Annotated in this window: 15 protein-coding genes; 5 read left to right on the top strand and 10 right to left on the bottom strand. The window is 40.7% G+C overall.

Annotated features, from left to right (window positions below; genetic code table 11):
- Window positions 1-10 precede the first annotated feature (10 nt).
- The 6 genes from hutI to hutC all read right to left on the bottom strand — a co-directional run bounded on the left by hutI (window position 11) and on the right by hutC (window position 7,624).
- Window positions 11-1,216 carry an imidazolonepropionase gene (gene hutI / locus ACH8JV_RS10365; RefSeq protein ID WP_396521113.1) on the bottom strand — a complete coding sequence of 402 codons (1,206 nt, stop codon included), beginning with the start codon at window positions 1,214-1,216 and terminating at the stop codon, window positions 11-13.
- Window positions 1,217-1,267: 51 nt separating this feature from the next.
- The gene (locus ACH8JV_RS10360; RefSeq protein WP_151818533.1) at window positions 1,268-2,680 is read right to left on the bottom strand and encodes an amino acid permease; all 1,413 of its coding nucleotides are present in this window, start codon (window positions 2,678-2,680) and stop codon (window positions 1,268-1,270) included.
- A 64-nt stretch (window positions 2,681-2,744) separates the two neighbouring features.
- Window positions 2,745-4,283, bottom strand: a complete 1,539-nt coding sequence (gene hutH / locus ACH8JV_RS10355; RefSeq protein ID WP_039245890.1) for a histidine ammonia-lyase — start codon at window positions 4,281-4,283, stop codon at window positions 2,745-2,747.
- 87 nt (window positions 4,284-4,370) lie between these two features.
- Entirely contained in the window at window positions 4,371-6,047 is a 1,677-nt protein-coding gene (gene hutU / locus ACH8JV_RS10350; protein WP_002054061.1) for a urocanate hydratase, read from the bottom strand.
- 252 nt (window positions 6,048-6,299) lie between these two features.
- Entirely contained in the window at window positions 6,300-6,875 is a 576-nt protein-coding gene (locus tag ACH8JV_RS10345; RefSeq protein WP_396521111.1) for a HutD family protein, read from the bottom strand.
- Window positions 6,872-7,624, bottom strand: a complete 753-nt coding sequence (hutC, locus tag ACH8JV_RS10340) for a histidine utilization repressor (protein WP_005300446.1) — start codon at window positions 7,622-7,624, stop codon at window positions 6,872-6,874. The genes ACH8JV_RS10345 and hutC overlap by 4 nt, the downstream gene beginning before the upstream one ends.
- Before the next feature lie 354 nt (window positions 7,625-7,978).
- Here hutC and ACH8JV_RS10335 point away from each other — a divergent pair, with 354 nt between their 5' ends.
- Window positions 7,979-9,091, top strand: coding sequence for an acyltransferase family protein (locus ACH8JV_RS10335; RefSeq protein WP_396521109.1), 1,113 nt, complete (start codon window positions 7,979-7,981; stop codon window positions 9,089-9,091).
- 33 nt (window positions 9,092-9,124) lie between these two features.
- On the opposite strand, the gene zigA is transcribed toward ACH8JV_RS10335, so the two are convergent.
- From zigA to ACH8JV_RS10320, 3 genes are all read right to left on the bottom strand, one after another.
- Entirely contained in the window at window positions 9,125-10,390 is a 1,266-nt protein-coding gene (gene zigA / locus ACH8JV_RS10330) for a zinc metallochaperone GTPase ZigA (protein ID WP_396521107.1), read from the bottom strand.
- Window positions 10,391-10,543: 153 nt separating this feature from the next.
- Window positions 10,544-11,224 carry a YcbK family protein gene (locus tag ACH8JV_RS10325; protein WP_396521105.1) on the bottom strand — a complete coding sequence of 227 codons (681 nt, stop codon included), beginning with the start codon at window positions 11,222-11,224 and terminating at the stop codon, window positions 10,544-10,546.
- 157 nt (window positions 11,225-11,381) lie between these two features.
- Window positions 11,382-12,770: an amino acid permease gene (locus ACH8JV_RS10320; protein ID WP_396521103.1), complete on the bottom strand. Its 1,389-nt coding sequence runs from the start codon at window positions 12,768-12,770 to the stop codon at window positions 11,382-11,384.
- A gap of 358 nt (window positions 12,771-13,128) precedes the next feature.
- On the opposite strand from ACH8JV_RS10320, the gene fahA reads away from it, so the two are divergent.
- The 4 genes from fahA to ACH8JV_RS10300 all read left to right on the top strand — a co-directional run bounded on the left by fahA (window position 13,129) and on the right by ACH8JV_RS10300 (window position 16,698).
- Window positions 13,129-14,436 (top strand): fumarylacetoacetase, encoded by a 1,308-nt coding sequence (fahA, locus tag ACH8JV_RS10315; protein WP_396481551.1) that lies wholly within the window; start codon window positions 13,129-13,131, stop codon window positions 14,434-14,436.
- On the top strand, window positions 14,423-15,055 hold the full coding sequence (gene maiA / locus ACH8JV_RS10310; protein ID WP_396521101.1) for a maleylacetoacetate isomerase: 633 nt from the start codon (window positions 14,423-14,425) through the stop codon (window positions 15,053-15,055). The genes fahA and maiA overlap by 14 nt, the downstream gene beginning before the upstream one ends.
- 16 nt (window positions 15,056-15,071) lie before the next feature.
- Entirely contained in the window at window positions 15,072-15,620 is a 549-nt protein-coding gene (locus ACH8JV_RS10305) for a VOC family protein (protein WP_209045337.1), read from the top strand.
- Window positions 15,621-15,918: 298 nt separating this feature from the next.
- Window positions 15,919-16,698 carry an IclR family transcriptional regulator gene (locus tag ACH8JV_RS10300; RefSeq protein WP_396521099.1) on the top strand — a complete coding sequence of 260 codons (780 nt, stop codon included), beginning with the start codon at window positions 15,919-15,921 and terminating at the stop codon, window positions 16,696-16,698.
- Window positions 16,699-16,763: 65 nt separating this feature from the next.
- Here ACH8JV_RS10300 and hppD read toward each other — a convergent pair whose 3' ends face one another.
- The gene (gene hppD, locus ACH8JV_RS10295) at window positions 16,764-17,819 is read right to left on the bottom strand and encodes a 4-hydroxyphenylpyruvate dioxygenase (protein ID WP_396521097.1); all 1,056 of its coding nucleotides are present in this window, start codon (window positions 17,817-17,819) and stop codon (window positions 16,764-16,766) included.
- Window positions 17,820-18,098 lie beyond the last annotated feature (279 nt).

Raw genomic sequence — 18,098 nt, 5'->3', positions numbered from 1 at the left:
GTGACACCGTTTAAAAAATAACTTCTTGTCCATGCTGAATGACTCGCTTAGGCAAATCTCCGCCCAGCCAGTAAACAATTTCAGATGGATGCTCAATATCCCAAGCGACAAAGTCAGCGACTTTACCCTGCTCCAGACTGCCATGCGTTTGCTCTAAACCGAGCGCTTGTGCGGCATGAATGGTGACACCAGCTAAAGCTTGCTCAGGCGTTAAACGGAATAACGTACTGCCCATGTTCAGCATTAAACGCACAGAAAGTGCTGGCGATGTACCCGGGTTTAAATCACTCGATAGCGCAATACGCACACCATGTTTAATCAGACTTTCAATTGGTGGATATTGTGTTTCACGCAATAAATAAAAGGCGCCCGGTAGTAATACAGCAACCGTACCCGACTCTGCCATCGCTTTGACATCGTCTTCGGTCATGTACTCTAAATGGTCAGCCGACAAAGCATGATAACGTGCTGCCAAACTTGAACCACCTAGCGATGAGAGCTGCTCCGCATGAAGCTTAACGGGTAGACCCAATGATTGTGCTGTTTTAAAAACACGTTCAACCTGAGCAGGTGAAAAGGCCAAATGCTCGCAGAAAGCATCTACTGCATCGACTAAACCTTCAGCATGCAGTTTCGGCAGCATTTCTGTACAGATATGCTCGATATAAGCATCGCTTTGATCTTTGTACTCTGGCGGTAAAGCATGAGCAGCCAAACACGTGCTTTTGACCGTCATTGGTAAAGCTTCACCAATTTGACGGATCACACGCAGCATTTTGCGCTCGTTTTCGTAGTTGAGTCCGTAACCAGACTTAATTTCGATGGTGGTTACACCATCTTGTTGCATGCAACGAATACGCTTAAGGGCTGATTTCAGTAATTGTTCTTCGCTGGCTTCACACGTTGCGCGTACTGTACTTGCAATACCGCCACCGCTTGCTGCAATTTCAGCATAACTTACGCCTTGTAAGCGCTTTTCAAACTCAACGCTACGGTTGCCACCAAAAACACTATGCGTATGACAGTCGATGAAACCTGGGGTTACCCAAGCACCATTTAAGTCAACTGTTTTGGAATAAGTGTCAGCAGGAAGTTGTTGTTGTTTTCCAATCCAATGGATGAGATGCTCTTCGGTAACAATTGCAGCATCTTCGATATAAGAATATTGCCCATTTTGCATGGTCGCAATATGGCAGTTCTGCCAAAGTTTTTTCATTAGCCTATCCTCGAAACTGCCCAACAGTTAAACCATTGGGCAGTTGAATTGTTAGCTTTCCATTTCTATGTTTTGCTGGACAGGCTCACTTTCCTTTCCCAAGCTTTGCTCCGGCTTTACCCAAATGCGATACGCAATGGTTAACAGAGCAAGCCATGCCGCACCTACATAAATTGCAGGACGCGAGTCTGGGAAGTAGCCCATCATCACTAAAATGAACACCATAAACCCGATTGCAAAAGCAGGTGCATATGGCCAGCCGAATACAGGGAAATCCAGTGCCTTAATTTCAGCAGTAGATAATTTACGGCGCATTGCCACTTGCGAAAGCAAGATCATGAGCCATACCCAAACGGTTGCAAACGTTGCGATTGATGCAATGATGACAAATACATTTTCAGGAATCAGGTAGTTCAGTACCACGCCAATTAACAGCACGCCAGCCATAACCACAACAGTCATCCATGGCACACCATTACGTGAAAGTTTCTTGAATACTTGCGGTGCTTGACCACGATTTGCCATACCGTACAGCATACGGCCTGCACCAAATACATCACTGTTAATTGCTGAAATTGCAGCGGTTACCACCACCACGTTTAGAATATTTGCAGCAGATTTAATGCCTAAGTTTTCAAAAATTTGTACAAACGGACTGCCTTGGCTACCAATCTGGTTCCATGGGAAAATCGACATCAGTACAAAAATAGTCAGTACATAGAACAGTAAAATACGGACTGGAACGGCATTAATTGCTTTTGGTAAGGTGGTTTTCGGGTCTTGTGACTCACCTGCGGTTAAACCAATAATTTCGATACCGCCAAAGGCAAACACGACTACAGATAAACATCCAATCAAACCTGCAATACCATGCGGCATGAAACCATCATAAATCCATAGGTTTTGAAGCCCCGGTACAACATTGCTATGGTCAACATGGAAGCCATAAAACATAAGGCCTAAACCACCGACAATCATGGCAACAATGGCACTGACTTTAACAATTGAAAGCCAAAATTCGAGTTCACCAAAGACTTTTACATGAATAAGGTTAATTGCACCCAAGAACATGATGAGAGACAAAATCCAGATCCACCGCGGTACATCGGGATACCAGAACCCCATATAAATACCAAATGCAGTGACATCGGCAATTGCAACAATCACCATCTCAAAAACATAGGTCCAACCTGTGGTAAAACCAGCCAACGGACCAATGTACTGAGATGCATAGTGGCTGAATGAGCCAGAGACAGGGTTATGGACAGCCATTTCACCCAGTGCGCGCATAACAATATAAATTGCAATCCCTGCAACGATATACGCAAGTAATACTGAAGGCCCTGCCATTTTGATAGCAGTCGCCGAACCATAGAAAAGCCCAGTTCCAATTGCTGAGCCCAATGCCAAGAAACGAATATGGCGGGTGTTCAACCCCCGCTGTAGTGTGGAGTTTTGTGACATTTTAATCTCCAATCCTTGAGGAAATTTAGTTGGATTCGGCCACTCCATGTGACCGTTTTATCAATCACACTTCAGATAAACTAGGGAGTAGTTTTGGAATGAGTAACTCGTTTAGGCAACCACTCGCAAGCAATTCGCTAGCCTGTTCGATATCAGGAGCAAAGAAACGATCTTCACTGTAGTAAGGAACTTGATCGCGCAAGATTTTACGAGCTTGTTCAAGTTTAGGCGAGCTTTTTAAACCTTCACGGAAGTCTAAACCCTGACAAGCGCCTAACCATTCAACAGCTAAAATGCCACGAACGTTGTCAGCCATGTACCAAAGACGCTTACCGGCATTCGGAGCCATCGATACATGATCTTCCTGATTGGCAGAAGTTGGTAAGCTATCGACACTTGCAGGATGCGCAAGTGCTTTATTATCGCTCGCAAGTGCAGCAGCTGTCACTTGTGCAATCATAAAGCCTGAGTTAACACCGCCATTTGCAACCAAGAATGGTGGAAGTTGTGACATGTGACGGTCCATCATCATCGAAATACGACGTTCAGACAGTGAACCAATTTCAGCGATCGCCAATGCTAAATTATCTGCTGCCATTGCAACAGGTTCTGCATGGAAGTTACCACCAGAAATCACGTCACCTTGTTCAGCAAATACGAGCGGGTTATCCGATACAGCATTTGCTTCAATTTCTAATACTTCAGCAGCCTGACGGATTTGGGTTAAACATGCACCCATCACCTGTGGTTGGCAACGTAAAGAGTACGGGTCTTGAACTTTGCTACAGTCTTCATGTGAATGTGCAATTTCACTTGAGTCTGTTAATAGGTCACGATAAGCCGCAGCTACATCAATTTGACCACGTTGGCCACGTACTTCGTGAATACGCGCATCGAATGGTGCACGTGAACCCAACATTGCTTCAACGCTTAAGCCACCACAAACCGTTGCAGCAGCAAATAAATCTTCAGCTTCAAACAAGCCACGTAACGCATAAGCCGTTGACACTTGTGTACCGTTTAAAAGTGCCAAACCTTCTTTAGCAGCTAAAGAAATTGGTTCTAAACCTGCAACTTTTAAAGCTTCAACTGCTGGTAACCATTCACCCTTATAACGTGCCTTACCTTCACCAAGTAACACTAAAGACATGTGTGCTAGTGGTGCCAAGTCACCTGAAGCGCCTACTGAACCTTTAAGTGGAATGTGTGGATAAACTTCGGCATTAATTAAAGCCAACAAAGCATCAATTACTTTACGACGAATACCAGAGAAACCACGCGCCAAGCTATTTGCTTTTAATAGAATAATTAAACGAACCATTGCATCATCAAGTGCTTCACCTACACCTGCTGCATGCGAAAGAACCAATGAACGTTGTAACTTTTCTAAATCTTCAGGAGCGATTTTGGTTGACGCGAGTAAGCCAAAGCCCGTGTTAATACCGTAAGCTGTACGCCCTTCATTTACAATTTTCTCAACGCAAGCCACACTTGCATCAATTGCAGATGAAGCACTTTCATCCAATTTAACTTTGATCGGGTTGAGGTACGCTTGACGTAAATCGGCTAAGGTCAATTTTCCCGGTTGGATAAGTAATTCCATGTTGGCTTCCTAATTTTTTGCACTATATTCTGCTGAGACGGTGCTTTTCACAATTGCAAAAAGCACCGCTAGTTCTTCCATGTATTTTTATTGCGTGATCATTGGCAAGTGTAAGCCTTGCTCTTTGGCACAGTTAATCGCAATTTCATAACCGGCATCGGCGTGACGCATAACACCTGTTGCAGGGTCATTGGTCAGTACGCGAGCAATACGTGCAGCAGCTTCATCTGTACCATCACACACAATTACAACGCCTGAGTGTTGAGAGAAGCCCATACCTACACCACCACCGTGATGTAAAGACACCCAAGTTGCGCCGCCTGCTGTATTTAACAACGCGTTTAATAAAGGCCAGTCTGATACTGCGTCTGAGCCGTCTTGCATTGCTTCAGTTTCACGGTTTGGACTTGCAACCGAACCTGAGTCTAAATGGTCACGACCAATCACAACTGGTGCAGACAATTCACCGCTACGAACCATTTCGTTAAATGCCAAACCAAGTTTTGCACGTAAACCTAAACCTACCCAGCAAATACGCGCTGGTAAACCTTGGAAGCTAATGCGTTCACGCGCCATGTCTAACCAGTGATGTAAATGTTCATCATCAGGAATTAATTCTTTAACTTTGGCATCTGTTTTATAAATGTCTTCTGGGTCACCAGAAAGCGCTGCCCAACGGAATGGACCAATACCACGACAGAACAATGGACGGATATAAGCAGGTACGAAGCCTGGGAAATCAAAAGCATTTGCTACGCCTTCATCTTTCGCCATTTGACGAATGTTGTTGCCATAGTCAAATGTTGGAACACCCATTTTTTGGAAATCAAGCATTGCTTGTACGTGCTTCGCCATTGACTGTTTTGCAGCTTTTACAACAGCTTCCGGTTCAGTTTTCGCACGTTCACGGTATTCGTCCCAAGTCCAGCCTACTGGTAAGTAACCGTTAAGTGGATCGTGTGCACTTGTTTGGTCAGTCACCATGTCTGGACGTACACCACGGCGAACAAGCTCAGGTAAAATTTCAGCAGCGTTACCATGAAGCGCAATTGAAATTGCTTTACCTTCTTTTGTATAGCGGTCAATACGCGCTAAAGCGTCGTCTAAATCAGTTGCTTGTTCGTCTACATAACGGGTACGTAAACGGAAATCGATACTTGCTTGTTGGCATTCAATGTTTAAAGAACACGCACCTGCAAGTGTTGCAGCTAGAGGTTGAGCACCACCCATACCACCTAAACCAGCAGTCAGCACCCAACGACCTTTTAAGTCACCGTTGTAGTGTTGGCGGCCTGCTTCAACGAAAGTTTCATAAGTACCTTGTACAATGCCTTGGCTACCAATGTAGATCCATGAACCTGCTGTCATTTGACCGTACATTGCAAGAGCTTTTGCGTCTAACTCGTTGAAGTGTTCCCAGTTTGCCCAGTGTGGTACAAGGTTTGAGTTTGCAATTAAAACGCGTGGTGCATCTTTATGAGTTTTAAACACACCAACTGGTTTGCCTGATTGAACCAATAAAGTTTCGTCAGTTTCAAGATTTTTTAACGTATCTACAATTTTGTCGAAACATTCCCAGTTTCGTGCTGCACGACCAATACCGCCGTATACAACTAACTCTTTCGGGTTTTCTGCAACGTCCGGATCAAGGTTATTCATCAACATACGTAATGGGGCTTCAGTTAACCAACTCTTAGCCGTTAATTCAGTGCCGCGTGGTGCACGAATTTCTACATCACGAAATTTTGTTGTCGTTGTTGTCACAGTCGGACTCCTTCCTTTGAGCTTACATCAGCAGAACATCACTTGTTTCTGCATTTGTATAGTAATGTATTAACTTGTATATACATCTATATACTACACAAATATTTTCCGGCGTGAAGAGGGTGACTCATATTTTTTTAAAAAAATTGAATAAGCATATGAATTAAATTAATTTATTTTTATATTTAGCATAAAAAAAAGCACATATCTTCTAAGAAGACATGTACTTTTTAAGACGTAAATGATGTCTTTTTATCGTTGAATTAACTCAATGACATAGCAGCTTTTGAGTTGTTTTTTGGGAAAATTGATTGATGTGATACCACATTTTTTCTCAATTTTTAGCGTCTCTTGAGCAGCAAGCTGAAAGAGATCACCCTCAACGTTTACTTGTGTTTCACTACCCTGATTAAAAATGAAAATCAGGTCTGCCGAGCTGATAAATGCCTGCTCCGCTGCATCATTCAACCACTGAAAACGGGCATGAAACTTTGCAGAATCATAAATTAAATTTAAATCTCGAATTGCCCCATTCACCAGTTGACTTTGAACCTGACTCTCACCATGAAAAGCAAAAATATCGCCTTGGTTCAGCGTTTTGGCAGGAAGATCATCGACATGCAACACCATGCCCTGTCCATCAAGTACGCTAATAATACGCTGCTTATTGGGAAATAACGAAAATGGCCCAGAAGTGGTCACGTCTGCCATCGAAATGCGCCAGTCAAAGTCGCCTTCACCTTGGCTTCTAGCAATTTCTAAAGTAAAGCCTGCACCATTTTTCCAAAGCATTTTTGTATATTGATCGGCCCTGATCAATTCAATCATGGGTTAAATTTCCCTTCGAGATAGTAGCGGCTACCCGGATAAATCAGACGCGCACTTGAAATGAGTTGTTTGTTTGACCATGTACGGCGACGGATCAGTAAGCATGGTTCAGCTTTGGTAATCTTCAACCATTTACACTCTTGCGGTGATGCTAAAACTGCCTCAACAATATGTTCACCCTCTGACACAGGTGCTTTCGCCATGAGGTAAGCATTTGGGGTAATGGTTTTAAAATCTTGTTGTAGATAATCTGGAATAAGCGCTGCATCAACCAAACGATCTTCGACCTGAACAGGCACATCATTTTCATAATGCACAATAATCGAGTGAAATAATCTTTGCCCTTCACGAGTCTGCATTAACACGCTTTGCTCTGCATTTGCATAAATTTGTTCTAAGACTAAAACTTCAGCGTGGTGCTTATGGTTTCGTGCAATAATCTCATCAGCGATATTATTAATTTGAAAAAGTGCAGTTCGGCCTTGCCCTTCGGCAACGAAAGAACCAACACCTTGAATACGTACCAATAAACCTTCAGTTGTTAATTCACGTAGCGCACGGTTTACCGTCATACGGCTACAGCCGAGTTGATTAACCAGTTCACTTTCAGAAGGAATTTTTTTATTTACAGCCCAAGTACCTTCATAAATTTTTTGTGAAATCAGCTGTTTTACGCGTTGATATAAAGGAACTGGACTATCAGCTTCAATCGAAAGCTCAGTATGTTCTTGTTTTGATGTTCTGGGCATAACTAATTACTCAAAAAAGGCAGCAGGCAAAACAGTATTTTAGTTGACATGCTATGTATATACAACCACATACAACATGTTAATTTATGAATTAAATAGATTTTAAAAAGTTTAAAAAACAAACATCGCTCAATAAGAGCTAATTTAAAGTTTTATGTAGAAAAATTCAAATATATAAATGCTTTATAAATATTTATTTAATAATTATTTCTGCTATGCCTTAGCTCAATTCAAAGAAGCAAAAAAGTAGTCTTTTTGGGTTTACGAAATGCTGCTTAAAATTTTTATTTAAAATAACTGATCGATAGTATTCTTCTGCCACACAGTATATTAATAAAACTGGAAGCACATCGAATGCGTAATTATAAAATAGATATTCTTCGAGGAATGTCTATCCTATTGGTTCTTTTACATCATTTTAATATTCCTTATAAACTTAAAGATACATGGTTAGGTTTTGATTTTTTAGGTGAAGCATTTAGCACAGTCATCGCAAGAAACGGAAATTATGGCGTCACCATGTTTTTTGTGATTTCGGGTTTTTTAATTACCCATCACACTTTAAAACGAGACAAACAATTTTCCGCAATTAACCTCAAGCATTTTTATATCCGACGGGCAGCGCGTATTTTGCCGTGTCTGATATTACTCATTTTAGGTGTAAGCATACTTGGTTCATTTGACTTAAAACCCTTTATGAACCAAGCACCCAATGGCATTGAGGTCTCTTATCCTTTAACCATATTTGCAGCTTTAACCTTCTGGATGAACATCCTGATTATTAAATTTGGTTGGGTAAACTATGCTTTGGGCGTATTGTGGTCGCTCTCTGTAGAAGAAGTTTTTTACTTTGTTTTTCCATTATTGTGCCTGTTCACGCGTAGTAATAAGTTCTTTATTGCTGTACTTGTTGGAGTCATTTTATACGGGCCTTATTTTAGGTCTCTCCATTTTGGAGAAGAAAGCGGCGCCTATTTATATCATTATTTTTCAAGTTTTGATGGTATAGCTATCGGCTGTTTAACAGCTATCTTTTCTCATAAATACCAGCCAAATTGGGCCTATAAAAAACCTCTTTCGTGGTTGCTTATTTTGAGCATGACCGCTCTATATTTATATGCGCCAATAAAAGAAGTCAGCACATGGAGTATTAGCTTATTTGCTCTTGCCACAGGCTTACTGATTTTGTGTTTTCAGCATCCTTCCGAAACACAGGCGCATAATGTATTTACCAAAGTGATGGTCTGGTTGGGGCAACGAAGTTATGAGACTTATCTGTTCCATCTGGTAGTACTAGGCCTTATAAAGGTTGCGTTTATTCCAGCTCAAACCGACGCTAGCATCAAAATTATGCTTTTAATTGGCTATTTGGTTCTGACTTTCATCATTAGCGCTGCTATTGAAAAATATTATTCGACACCGCTTAACAGCTATATTCGAAGGATTTTTATTAAAGACAAGTCATAAAAATAAGCCCCTTTAAAATAGGGGCTTTTTTAATTAAGCGATCAACATGGTTTCATCATCTTGCTTAAAAGGGTTCGACCAGTTCTGCCAAACTTGTGGTCCTAAAGCCATTTCTTCATCACTTAATAAACAACGGTCTAAGCGTTGTATTAAGGCTTGCTCATCCATTTGCATACCAATTAACACCAGCTCCTGACGCGCATCACCTGTGCGGGCATCCCAGTTTTTCTTAATTTGTTCGATGCTGTCCAAGTCACTCGGCCAGTCTTCTTCTGCAACAGCCGCCCACCAATAACCTGCTAGGCCATGTCGAGCCATTGCACCCGCTTGTGACCATGAATAAGCCAATGTCGGTTCGGCAGCCAACCAGAAAAAGCCTTTGGAACGCACGACTCCCGGCCATTCAGCCTGAACCAAATCATAAAAACGTTCTGGATGGAAAGGTCGGCGGGCACGGTAAACAAAGCTACTGATTCCATACTCTTCAGTCTCTGGCGTATGTTCGCCGCGTAACTCTTTTAACCAACCCGGTGCTTGCGCAGCTTCATCAAAGTCAAATAGCTGTGTATTTAAAATTTTATCTAAAGTGATCTTTCCAAATTGAGCAATTTCAATTCGAGCACGCGGGTTTAGCGTTTTTAAAATCGCGATGAGCTGGTCTTGCTGGGCTTGGTCAATCAAATCAATTTTATTCAGCACCATCACATCACAAAACTCAATCTGATCAATAAGTAAGTCGACTACGGTTCTCTCATCTTGTTCACCCAAGGACTCACCACGTTGTTGCAGTGAGTCGACTGAACTGTAATCTTTAAGAAAGTTAAAAGCATCTACTACCGTGACCATAGTATCGAGTCGAGCAAACTCATTGAGAGAGTTTCCATCTTCATCTTCAAAGGTAAAAGTTTCTGCAACAGGCAGCGGTTCTGAAATGCCTGTTGACTCAATCACCAATTGGTCAAAGCGCCCTTCATCGGCTAAGCGTCTCACCTCAACCAGTAAATCTTCTCGTAGCGTGCAACAGATACAGCCATTGCTCATTTCAACCAGTTTTTCATCTGTTCTTGAAAGCTCCGCCCCACCTTCGCGTACTAATGCCGCGTCAATATTCACCTCAGACATATCATTAACAATCACGGCAATACGGCGACCTTCACGATTATTTAAAATATGGTTGAGTAATGTGGTCTTTCCTGCACCCAAAAAGCCCGATAAAACAGTGACGGGAAGCTTGGCAAATGAGTTGGCGATTGCAGTGCGCATGGCTTGATCTCTTTGAATAATATTTAAACTGATCATGGCTGGCCATTTAAATATGGCCAGATCACAGGCGTAATCTATTTCTAAACCATAATAATGTTATGTTACGTTATAACATAACCATTGATCAAGTTTTTATTCTAGTTTTATTCAAGCCAATTTATTTAGTCTTTGAAAAAATTGCTTTTATAGTTACTGACAAATCGAGGTTCTATAGTGATGGTCAGGTCCCCATGAACGGAACCCTTGGCTATCAATATGAATTTGTCCCGAAGCATACACACCAAGACCCATATTAAGAGCTTGGCCTTTGGTTTCCCAGAACTGACAAAGTTTAGACTTGGTTTGTTGAATATTAAACTGGTCTAAATCGGTAGGCTGTTCTGGCCCAATTCGAAAATCAAGCGCTGCATTAAAGACATGTCGGGAAGCATCAGCCCCACCTGCACAGCGGTTTAAAGATAAAGCTCGATAAGCCGATGTCACTTCAAAATCGTTAATCACACCATCGTCAACTAATGCTTTTAAAATGCTAAGCGTCGGAACGATGTTGGACCAAATCTCTCTCGGCGGCACCGCATAAGGCTCCACTCCACATTTTTGCCAATCTCGAGCTGAACGTAATAACTCATAATCTGGCACTACATTGGCAAGTCCTTTCTGCTTAAGAAATTGCTTATAAGCTTGTACAGACTGCGCGTGATCTGCGGTTGCGATCCAAGCAGTATAATCTTCGGGTTGTTGTTTTATTCTTACCACTGTTTTAGATGGCTGAGGCAAAGAGTGTGGATGCTTAGAAACCGTTGGCTTAGGTGTTTGAGTCGTACACGCGGCAAGAGAAAGTAAGATTAAACCTAAATAGGAATATTTCATAAATATGTTGTTCCTCCCTAAACATCGGGAAGCCTTAGTTATTCATGCAAGAGATGTTATAATATAACAATTATAAAGTCCTTTAATTTCTGTTGTAAATTTTAAAAATAAAAAAGGACGTATCAATACGTCCTTTTAGTTTCTAACTCAGACCTGATTACATATCTGCTTCTAAAGCATGTACAGGCTGCTCAGCTTTTAATTTACGGCGTTTAAATTGATAAGCCACCATCAAGCACAAAATCCAACCCGGAATCATCATCACCGCCACACGCATATCTGGCGTTAAAGACATGACAACTAAAATTCCAAGCATGAACACCATGCAAAGATAGTTGCTAAATGGATACATAAAGCTTGGGAATTTAGTGGTTTGACCTTGGCGGATCATGAATTTACGGAATTTTAAATGTGTCCATGAAATGACTACCCAGTTAATCACGATCGCTGCAACCACAAGCATCATGAGTAAACCAAATGCTTTTTCAGGGAAAATGTAATTTAACAACACACATAAAATAGTGACTGCCGCAGAAAGAATCACTGCATTCGTTGGGATACCGCGCTTATTAATACGTGCAAATAATTTTGGTGCATTTCCTTGCTGAGCAAGGCCTAGCAACATACGGCTACTGCAATAGCTTGTACCGTTATAAACTGAAACCGCAGCGGTCAAAATAACGAAGTTAAGTAAAGTCGCAACACCTTGGCTGTCTAAAGAAGCAAACACCATTACAAAAGGGCTACCGCCTTGTGCCATTTGATTCCAAGGAAATAATGAGAATAAAACAAGAAGCGTCGCAATATAGAAAATCAAAATACGATAGATAATCTGGTTTACCGCTTTAGGTAAGGTTTTGTCTGGGTCACGTGCTTCAGCCGCAGTAATACCGAAAAGCTCAATACCACCAAAAGCAAAAATAATGACTGCCATAGCCATCACTAAACCTTTAATACCATATGGGAAGAAACCACCTAATGCCCAAAGGTTAGAAATGCTGGCTTGTGGCCCTGCCGTACCGGTTGCAAGTAAATACGACCCAAAACCGATCATGGCTAAAATGGCTAAGATTTTGACAATGGAAAACCAAAATTCCATTTCGCCAAAAAACTTAACATGCAATAAATTAATACCATTAATGAGAATAAAGAACGTTAGAGCGGATGCCCACGTTGGGATTTGCGGCCACCAATATTGAATATACAGACCAATTGCACTTAACTCCGCCATACATACCAGTACGTTGAGTACCCAGTAGTTCCATCCTGACATGAAGCCTGCAAAAGGTCCCCAATATTTGTAAGCAAAATGACTAAAAGAACCACTTACTGGTTCTTCTACCACCATTTCACCGAGCTGGCGCATCATTAAAAAAGCAATAAATCCTGCAATCGCATAACCCAAGATTACCGATGGACCTGCCAATTTAATCGATTGTGATATACCAAGAAACAGCCCTGTACCAATCGCTCCACCCAATGCAATCAGCTGGATGTGACGATTACTCAAACCGTGTTTCAGGTTTCCTTGCTCTTGTGTTGACATATGATTATTCTCATCCTTGTCACGTAATTTTTTTCCAATAAATTACGTATATCATAAATTGATCAGATTTTCATAGAGATTGGTGAAAAAATAATTGCGTTACTTTTCTCACAACCGCGCATGTAAGCAGAAAATGCAAGAAATAACAATTATTATGCAATGTGTAATTAAATTATGTATTGCGTAATTTGATGAATTCAGTATTATAAGAACCATGAAGCAATTGGTTGTTCTCGGTCTATATCAAACTCATAAGTAAAAAGATGATCTCACTAAAGGTTAAAACTTATTGAGTAGCTCAGTCCCTAGACCGAACTTTTATTTGTATAAGACGCGAGATGAAGACAAGGAAGCGAAAATGGAACAAAAACTAAACTCTTTTATTGAAGTTTCACCTCAATCTGATTTCACTATTCATAATTTGCCTTATGGTATTTTTAGTAGAACAGCCGAAGGCGAGCGTCAGGTCGGTGTAGCTATCGGTGATTGGGTCATTGATCTCGCTGCTCTTGAAAAGCATGGTCTTTTAAAACTTTCAGATCAAGACACTTACTTTAACCAGCCTACACTGAATAAATTTATTGAATCAGGCAAAGCCAACTGGTCTAAAGTTCGTAAAACATTACAGTCTCTTCTTTCAGTTGAAAATTTAACGCTTCAAGAAAACGAAGCATTACGTCAGGAAGTTCTAGTTAAGCAAGACAGCGTAACTTTACATTTACCTGTTCGCGTACCTGGCTATACCGATTTCTATTCTTCTAAAGAACACGCGACCAATGTCGGCTGTATGTTCCGCGACCCTAAAAATGCCTTGCTGCCAAACTGGACCGAATTACCTGTAGGTTATAACGGTCGTGCTAGCTCTGTTGTAGTCAGCGGAACTCAAGTGGTACGCCCATCAGGTCAAATCAAACTTCCAAATGAAGAACGTCCAGTTTTCTCAGCAACGCGTAAACTCGATTTCGAACTTGAAACAGCATTTATTGTAGGTAAACCAACTCAATTGGGGCAGCCGATCTCGATTGAAAATGCTTGGGACCATATTTTTGGAATGGTTCTGCTAAACGACTGGTCAGCACGTGATATCCAGCAATGGGAATACGTTCCTCTAGGCCCATTCAACTCAAAATCGTTTGCTAGCGCTATTTCACCTTGGGTGGTAACGCTTGAAGCACTTGAACCATTTAAAGTTGAAGGCCCGAAACAAGAACCGAAACCACTGGCTTATTTACAAGAAAATATCGCCAACAGTTACGACATTAATTTGAGTGTTGAAATTCAAACACCAAAATCAGCACAAACTGATGTCATCTGTAAAACCAACTTCAAATATATGTACTGGTCTATGGCTCAGCAGCTGACTCACCATACCATTGGAGGCTGTAACGTTCAGGTCGGTGACTTAATGGGTTCAGGTACTATTTCAGGTTCTACACCGGACTCTTATGGCAGCTTGCTTGAACTGACTTGGAACACCACTAAACCTTTGACCCTTGCTAACGGCGAAACTCGTGGTTTCTTACAAGACGGCGATACGCTCATTATGAAAGGTCACTGTGAGAAAAATGGTATCCGCATTGGTTTTGGTGAAGTTCGAAATACTGTACTTCCTGCATTAGCTTTTGACTTTGCAGAGACTTCGGAGCCTGACTATGAAGCTGTATAGTTACTTTCGTAGCTCTGCAGCTTACAGAGTACGGATTGGCCTCAACCTAAAAAGTCTCGCTTATGAAACTGCACCAGTTCATTTAGTTAAAAATGAGCAGCAAAGTGAAGACTATTTAAAGTTAAATCGCAGTGCCCTAGTGCCAACTTTAGTGGACGGCGATTTAACCTTGTCACAGTCCTTAAGTATTTTGGAATATCTAGATGAACAATATTCAGAAACCAAATTACTTCCAAATGATGTGAAAGAGAGAGCCAAAATCCGTGCTTTTGCACAGGCGATTGCCTGTGATATTCACCCGTTAAACAACTTACGCGTTCTGAAATATTTAAAAAATGACTTAAACGTTTCAGACGAACAAAAAAATTATTGGTATCAGCACTGGATTATTGAAGGCTTTCAAAGTCTTGAACAGCAACTTCAAGATTCAAATGGGCAATTTTGCTTTGGACAACAAGCAACGATTGCCGATTGCTGCCTAATTCCACAGGTCTACAACGCGAAACGCTTCAAGATAGATTTATCTGCGTTTCCAAAAATTGAATCAATTTATCAACATTGTTTGTCTATCCCAGCCTTCTATAACGCGGCGCCAGAACAACAACCAGATTGGGAATAGTAAAAGGAGTTTCAACATGACATTTGCCATTAAAAAAATACATCACGTTGCATATCGCTGTAAGGATGCGAAAGAGACTGTTGAGTGGTATAAAAAAATGCTCAACATGGACTTTATCTTAGCTTTTGCTGAAGACCATGTGCCTTCAACCAAAGCCTTTGACCCTTATATGCATTTATTCCTAGATGCTGGTCAAGGCAACGTTTTGGCATTTTTTGAATTGCCAACCCAACCAGAAATGGGCCGAGATGAAAACACGCCTCAATGGGTACAACATATTGCCTTTGAAGTCGAAGATTTAAATGCCCTGTTAGCTGCCAAAAAACATTTGGAAGAAAACGGCGTTAAAGTGTTAGGTATTACTAACCACGGTATCTTCCACTCAATTTATTTCTTTGATCCAAATGGACACCGTTTAGAACTGACTTATAACGATATCCATGCAGAAGAAAAAATTGCAAAAATTACTGAAGAAATGAAAACTGAAATGTTAGATGAATGGAGCAAAACTAAACGTGCTCCACACCATACTCATTTCTTGCATGAAGAAGAATTAGGCGCATAATTCTTTCAAAGCAATCGTTTCAAAAGTCGGCATTGGTGGGAATAGTTTGAATGAACTGTTCTATATCAATGCCGATTTATATTGTTTAAATCTACTAAACTTCTCTCAATTTACGCTATAAATAAAAGATGAAGGTCATTGTAAGAATTGTTGATTATTAAACATGTGAATTTTGCTAATAGAAAAAGGTGATTTCTATTTTTCTATAGGCTCAGGCATGATGTAAAACGCATCAATTCCAATTTATGTTTATACATAACTGTTTAACTGCTGAAGTAAATCGATTAAGGGTATTTAAATGATTGAAGAAAAAGTATCTGGGGGGGTTCAATCACTTGAAGTTGGTTTATCCGTACTAAATGCCCTGTTAGAGCACAATCAACCGATTATTCTCAAAGACTTATCGAGTAAGCTCGAGATGCATCCTGCCAAAGTACACCGTTATTTGGTGAGCTTAATTCGTATGGATTACGCCAAACAACTTGAAGATGGGCAATATGCCCTAGGCGATCAGGCATGGCGTTTAGGCTTAAACTGCATTCAGCACAGTGACACTTTACAGCTGGTACAGCATCTAATTTATGACCTACACAGCAAAATTGGCTGTGGTATTCAAATTAGTAAGTGGTCACCGAAAGGCCCTGTTGTAGTTCAGTCTATTGAATCTAACCACCCTATTTCGATTGTGACAAAAGTTGGCTCAATTATGCCTTTAGTCAATTCTGCTGCGGGACGTTTATTTGCCTCTTACCTTCCTGAGCATTTTATTCGTCCTTTATTAGAAGCTGAATGGCAAAAACATCAAGAGCTTGGTCTAAACATTGCACCACACAACTGGCAAGAATTTTTAGAACTTAAAGATACGATCCGCCAGCAACAAATGTCGGCAGCTAAAGGTGACTTACTTACGGGGATTAACGCAGTCGGTCTACCAGTATTTAACTCAAATCAAGGGATTGAGTTTTGTATTGTGGCGCTTGATAGCGAAATGTTTTTACCCGTCGACCCACAAAGTAAAATTATCGAAACGCTTAAAAATGAGATTAATTTAATTAATCAATATATTAAAAGCCGCTAATCAATAGCCATAAAAAAACCAAGAGCACTGCTCTTGGTTTTTTTAGATTAGAGACAAAGCAAAACTTATTTTGCTTCGAGAACGCCACGGCGAATTTGGTCACGTTCAATCGATTCAAACAGTGCCTTGAAGTTACCCTCACCAAAACCGTCGTCATCTTTACGTTGAATGAATTCGAAGAAAACTGGCCCAATCATATTTTGAGAGAAGATTTGCAATAAAAGCTTCTTCTGACCATCTTTCGTATTACCGTCAAGCAAAATACCGCGCTGCTGTAGTTCATCAGTCGGTTCACCATGCTCAGGTAAACGGTCTTCCAACATTTCATAATAAGTGTTTGGCGGTGGAGTCATAAATTGTAGACCCAAGCCTTTTAACTTATCCCAAGTCGAAATTAAGTCATCACAAATAAACGCAATATGTTGAATACCTTCGCCATTAAAATCAGCTAAGAATTCTGCAATTTGACCGTTACCCTTGTCTGAGTCTTCATTTAAAGGAATACGGATCATGCCATCTGGAGCAGTTAACGCTTTAGATGTTAAACCTGTATATTCGCCTTTAATGTCAAAGTAACGAATTTCTTGGAAGTTAAAAATCTTCTCGTAGAAGTTTGCCCAGTACTCCATACGGCCTTTGTAGACGTTGTGAGTTAAGTGGTCAATTTCTTTTAAACCAGCGCCTTCAGGGTTACGCTGCGCATCGTCAAAGAAAATAAAGTCATTTTCATAAATGTCACGGTCAACCAAGAAGATTGGCATGCCACCAATACCTTTAATTGCCGGAATGTTAAGCTCCATTGGCCCAACATTAGATTGCATTGGTTCTGCACCAAGCTCAACAGCCCGTTTATAAGCTTTTGCCGCATCGCGTGTTTTGAATCCCATCGCGCAAGCAGATGGACCATGCTCATTGAAAAAGAATGAAGCATAAGATTCTGGCTGATAATTCAGGATAATATTGATATTTCCTTGACGCCATAAGTACACTTTTTTCGATTTATGCTTGGCTACTTTTGAAAAGCCGATTGTTTCAAAAATTGTATCTAATTCATTTTCTTTTGAAACAAACTCAATAAATGCAAAACCGCATAGTTCTAATGGGTTCTCTAAAATATCCATCTAGTTTCCCTCTGGTGATTACCTGATCCGTTTATTTCTCATGCTGATCTGGTCAGCTCCTTTCTCTATAGAATACGCATTTGCTGGGAGAGTGTTTGAACCGTCAAAATGCCTTAGCCCAACGCATCCTATGAGAAAAAAACCAATAACTAAAACGAAGATTGAGTGAGCACAAAGCCGATGATTAATTTCCCTTCTATATGGTGTTTATTTTCCATACACACAGTCCTTTCTTATCTAAAAGTACGATTGAGATTTTTCAATAAACCTTTAAAAATC

This window comes from Acinetobacter sp. ABJ_C5_2, assembly GCF_044538485.1.
Classification (GTDB): domain Bacteria; phylum Pseudomonadota; class Gammaproteobacteria; order Pseudomonadales; family Moraxellaceae; genus Acinetobacter; species Acinetobacter nosocomialis_A.
Note: the sequence above shows the minus strand (reverse complement) of the source record. Positions and strands in the feature narration are given on the sequence as shown.

Coding starts and splice junctions, on each gene's coding strand:
- ACH8JV_RS10345 (WP_396521111.1), bottom strand. CDS start 6,875: ATGATTGAATTGATCAGGGCCGATCAATATACAAAAATGCTTTGGAAA.
- hutI (WP_396521113.1), bottom strand. CDS start 1,216: ATGAAAAAACTTTGGCAGAACTGCCATATTGCGACCATGCAAAATGGG.
- ACH8JV_RS10335 (WP_396521109.1), top strand. CDS start 7,979: ATGCGTAATTATAAAATAGATATTCTTCGAGGAATGTCTATCCTATTG.
- ACH8JV_RS10360 (WP_151818533.1), bottom strand. CDS start 2,680: ATGTCACAAAACTCCACACTACAGCGGGGGTTGAACACCCGCCATATT.
- ACH8JV_RS10305 (WP_209045337.1), top strand. CDS start 15,072: ATGACATTTGCCATTAAAAAAATACATCACGTTGCATATCGCTGTAAG.
- fahA (WP_396481551.1), top strand. CDS start 13,129: ATGGAACAAAAACTAAACTCTTTTATTGAAGTTTCACCTCAATCTGAT.
- hutC (WP_005300446.1), bottom strand. CDS start 7,624: ATGCCCAGAACATCAAAACAAGAACATACTGAGCTTTCGATTGAAGCT.
- ACH8JV_RS10325 (WP_396521105.1), bottom strand. CDS start 11,224: ATGAAATATTCCTATTTAGGTTTAATCTTACTTTCTCTTGCCGCGTGT.
- zigA (WP_396521107.1), bottom strand. CDS start 10,390: ATGATCAGTTTAAATATTATTCAAAGAGATCAAGCCATGCGCACTGCA.
- hppD (WP_396521097.1), bottom strand. CDS start 17,819: ATGGATATTTTAGAGAACCCATTAGAACTATGCGGTTTTGCATTTATT.
- hutH (WP_039245890.1), bottom strand. CDS start 4,283: ATGGAATTACTTATCCAACCGGGAAAATTGACCTTAGCCGATTTACGT.
- ACH8JV_RS10300 (WP_396521099.1), top strand. CDS start 15,919: ATGATTGAAGAAAAAGTATCTGGGGGGGTTCAATCACTTGAAGTTGGT.
- ACH8JV_RS10320 (WP_396521103.1), bottom strand. CDS start 12,770: ATGTCAACACAAGAGCAAGGAAACCTGAAACACGGTTTGAGTAATCGT.
- maiA (WP_396521101.1), top strand. CDS start 14,423: ATGAAGCTGTATAGTTACTTTCGTAGCTCTGCAGCTTACAGAGTACGG.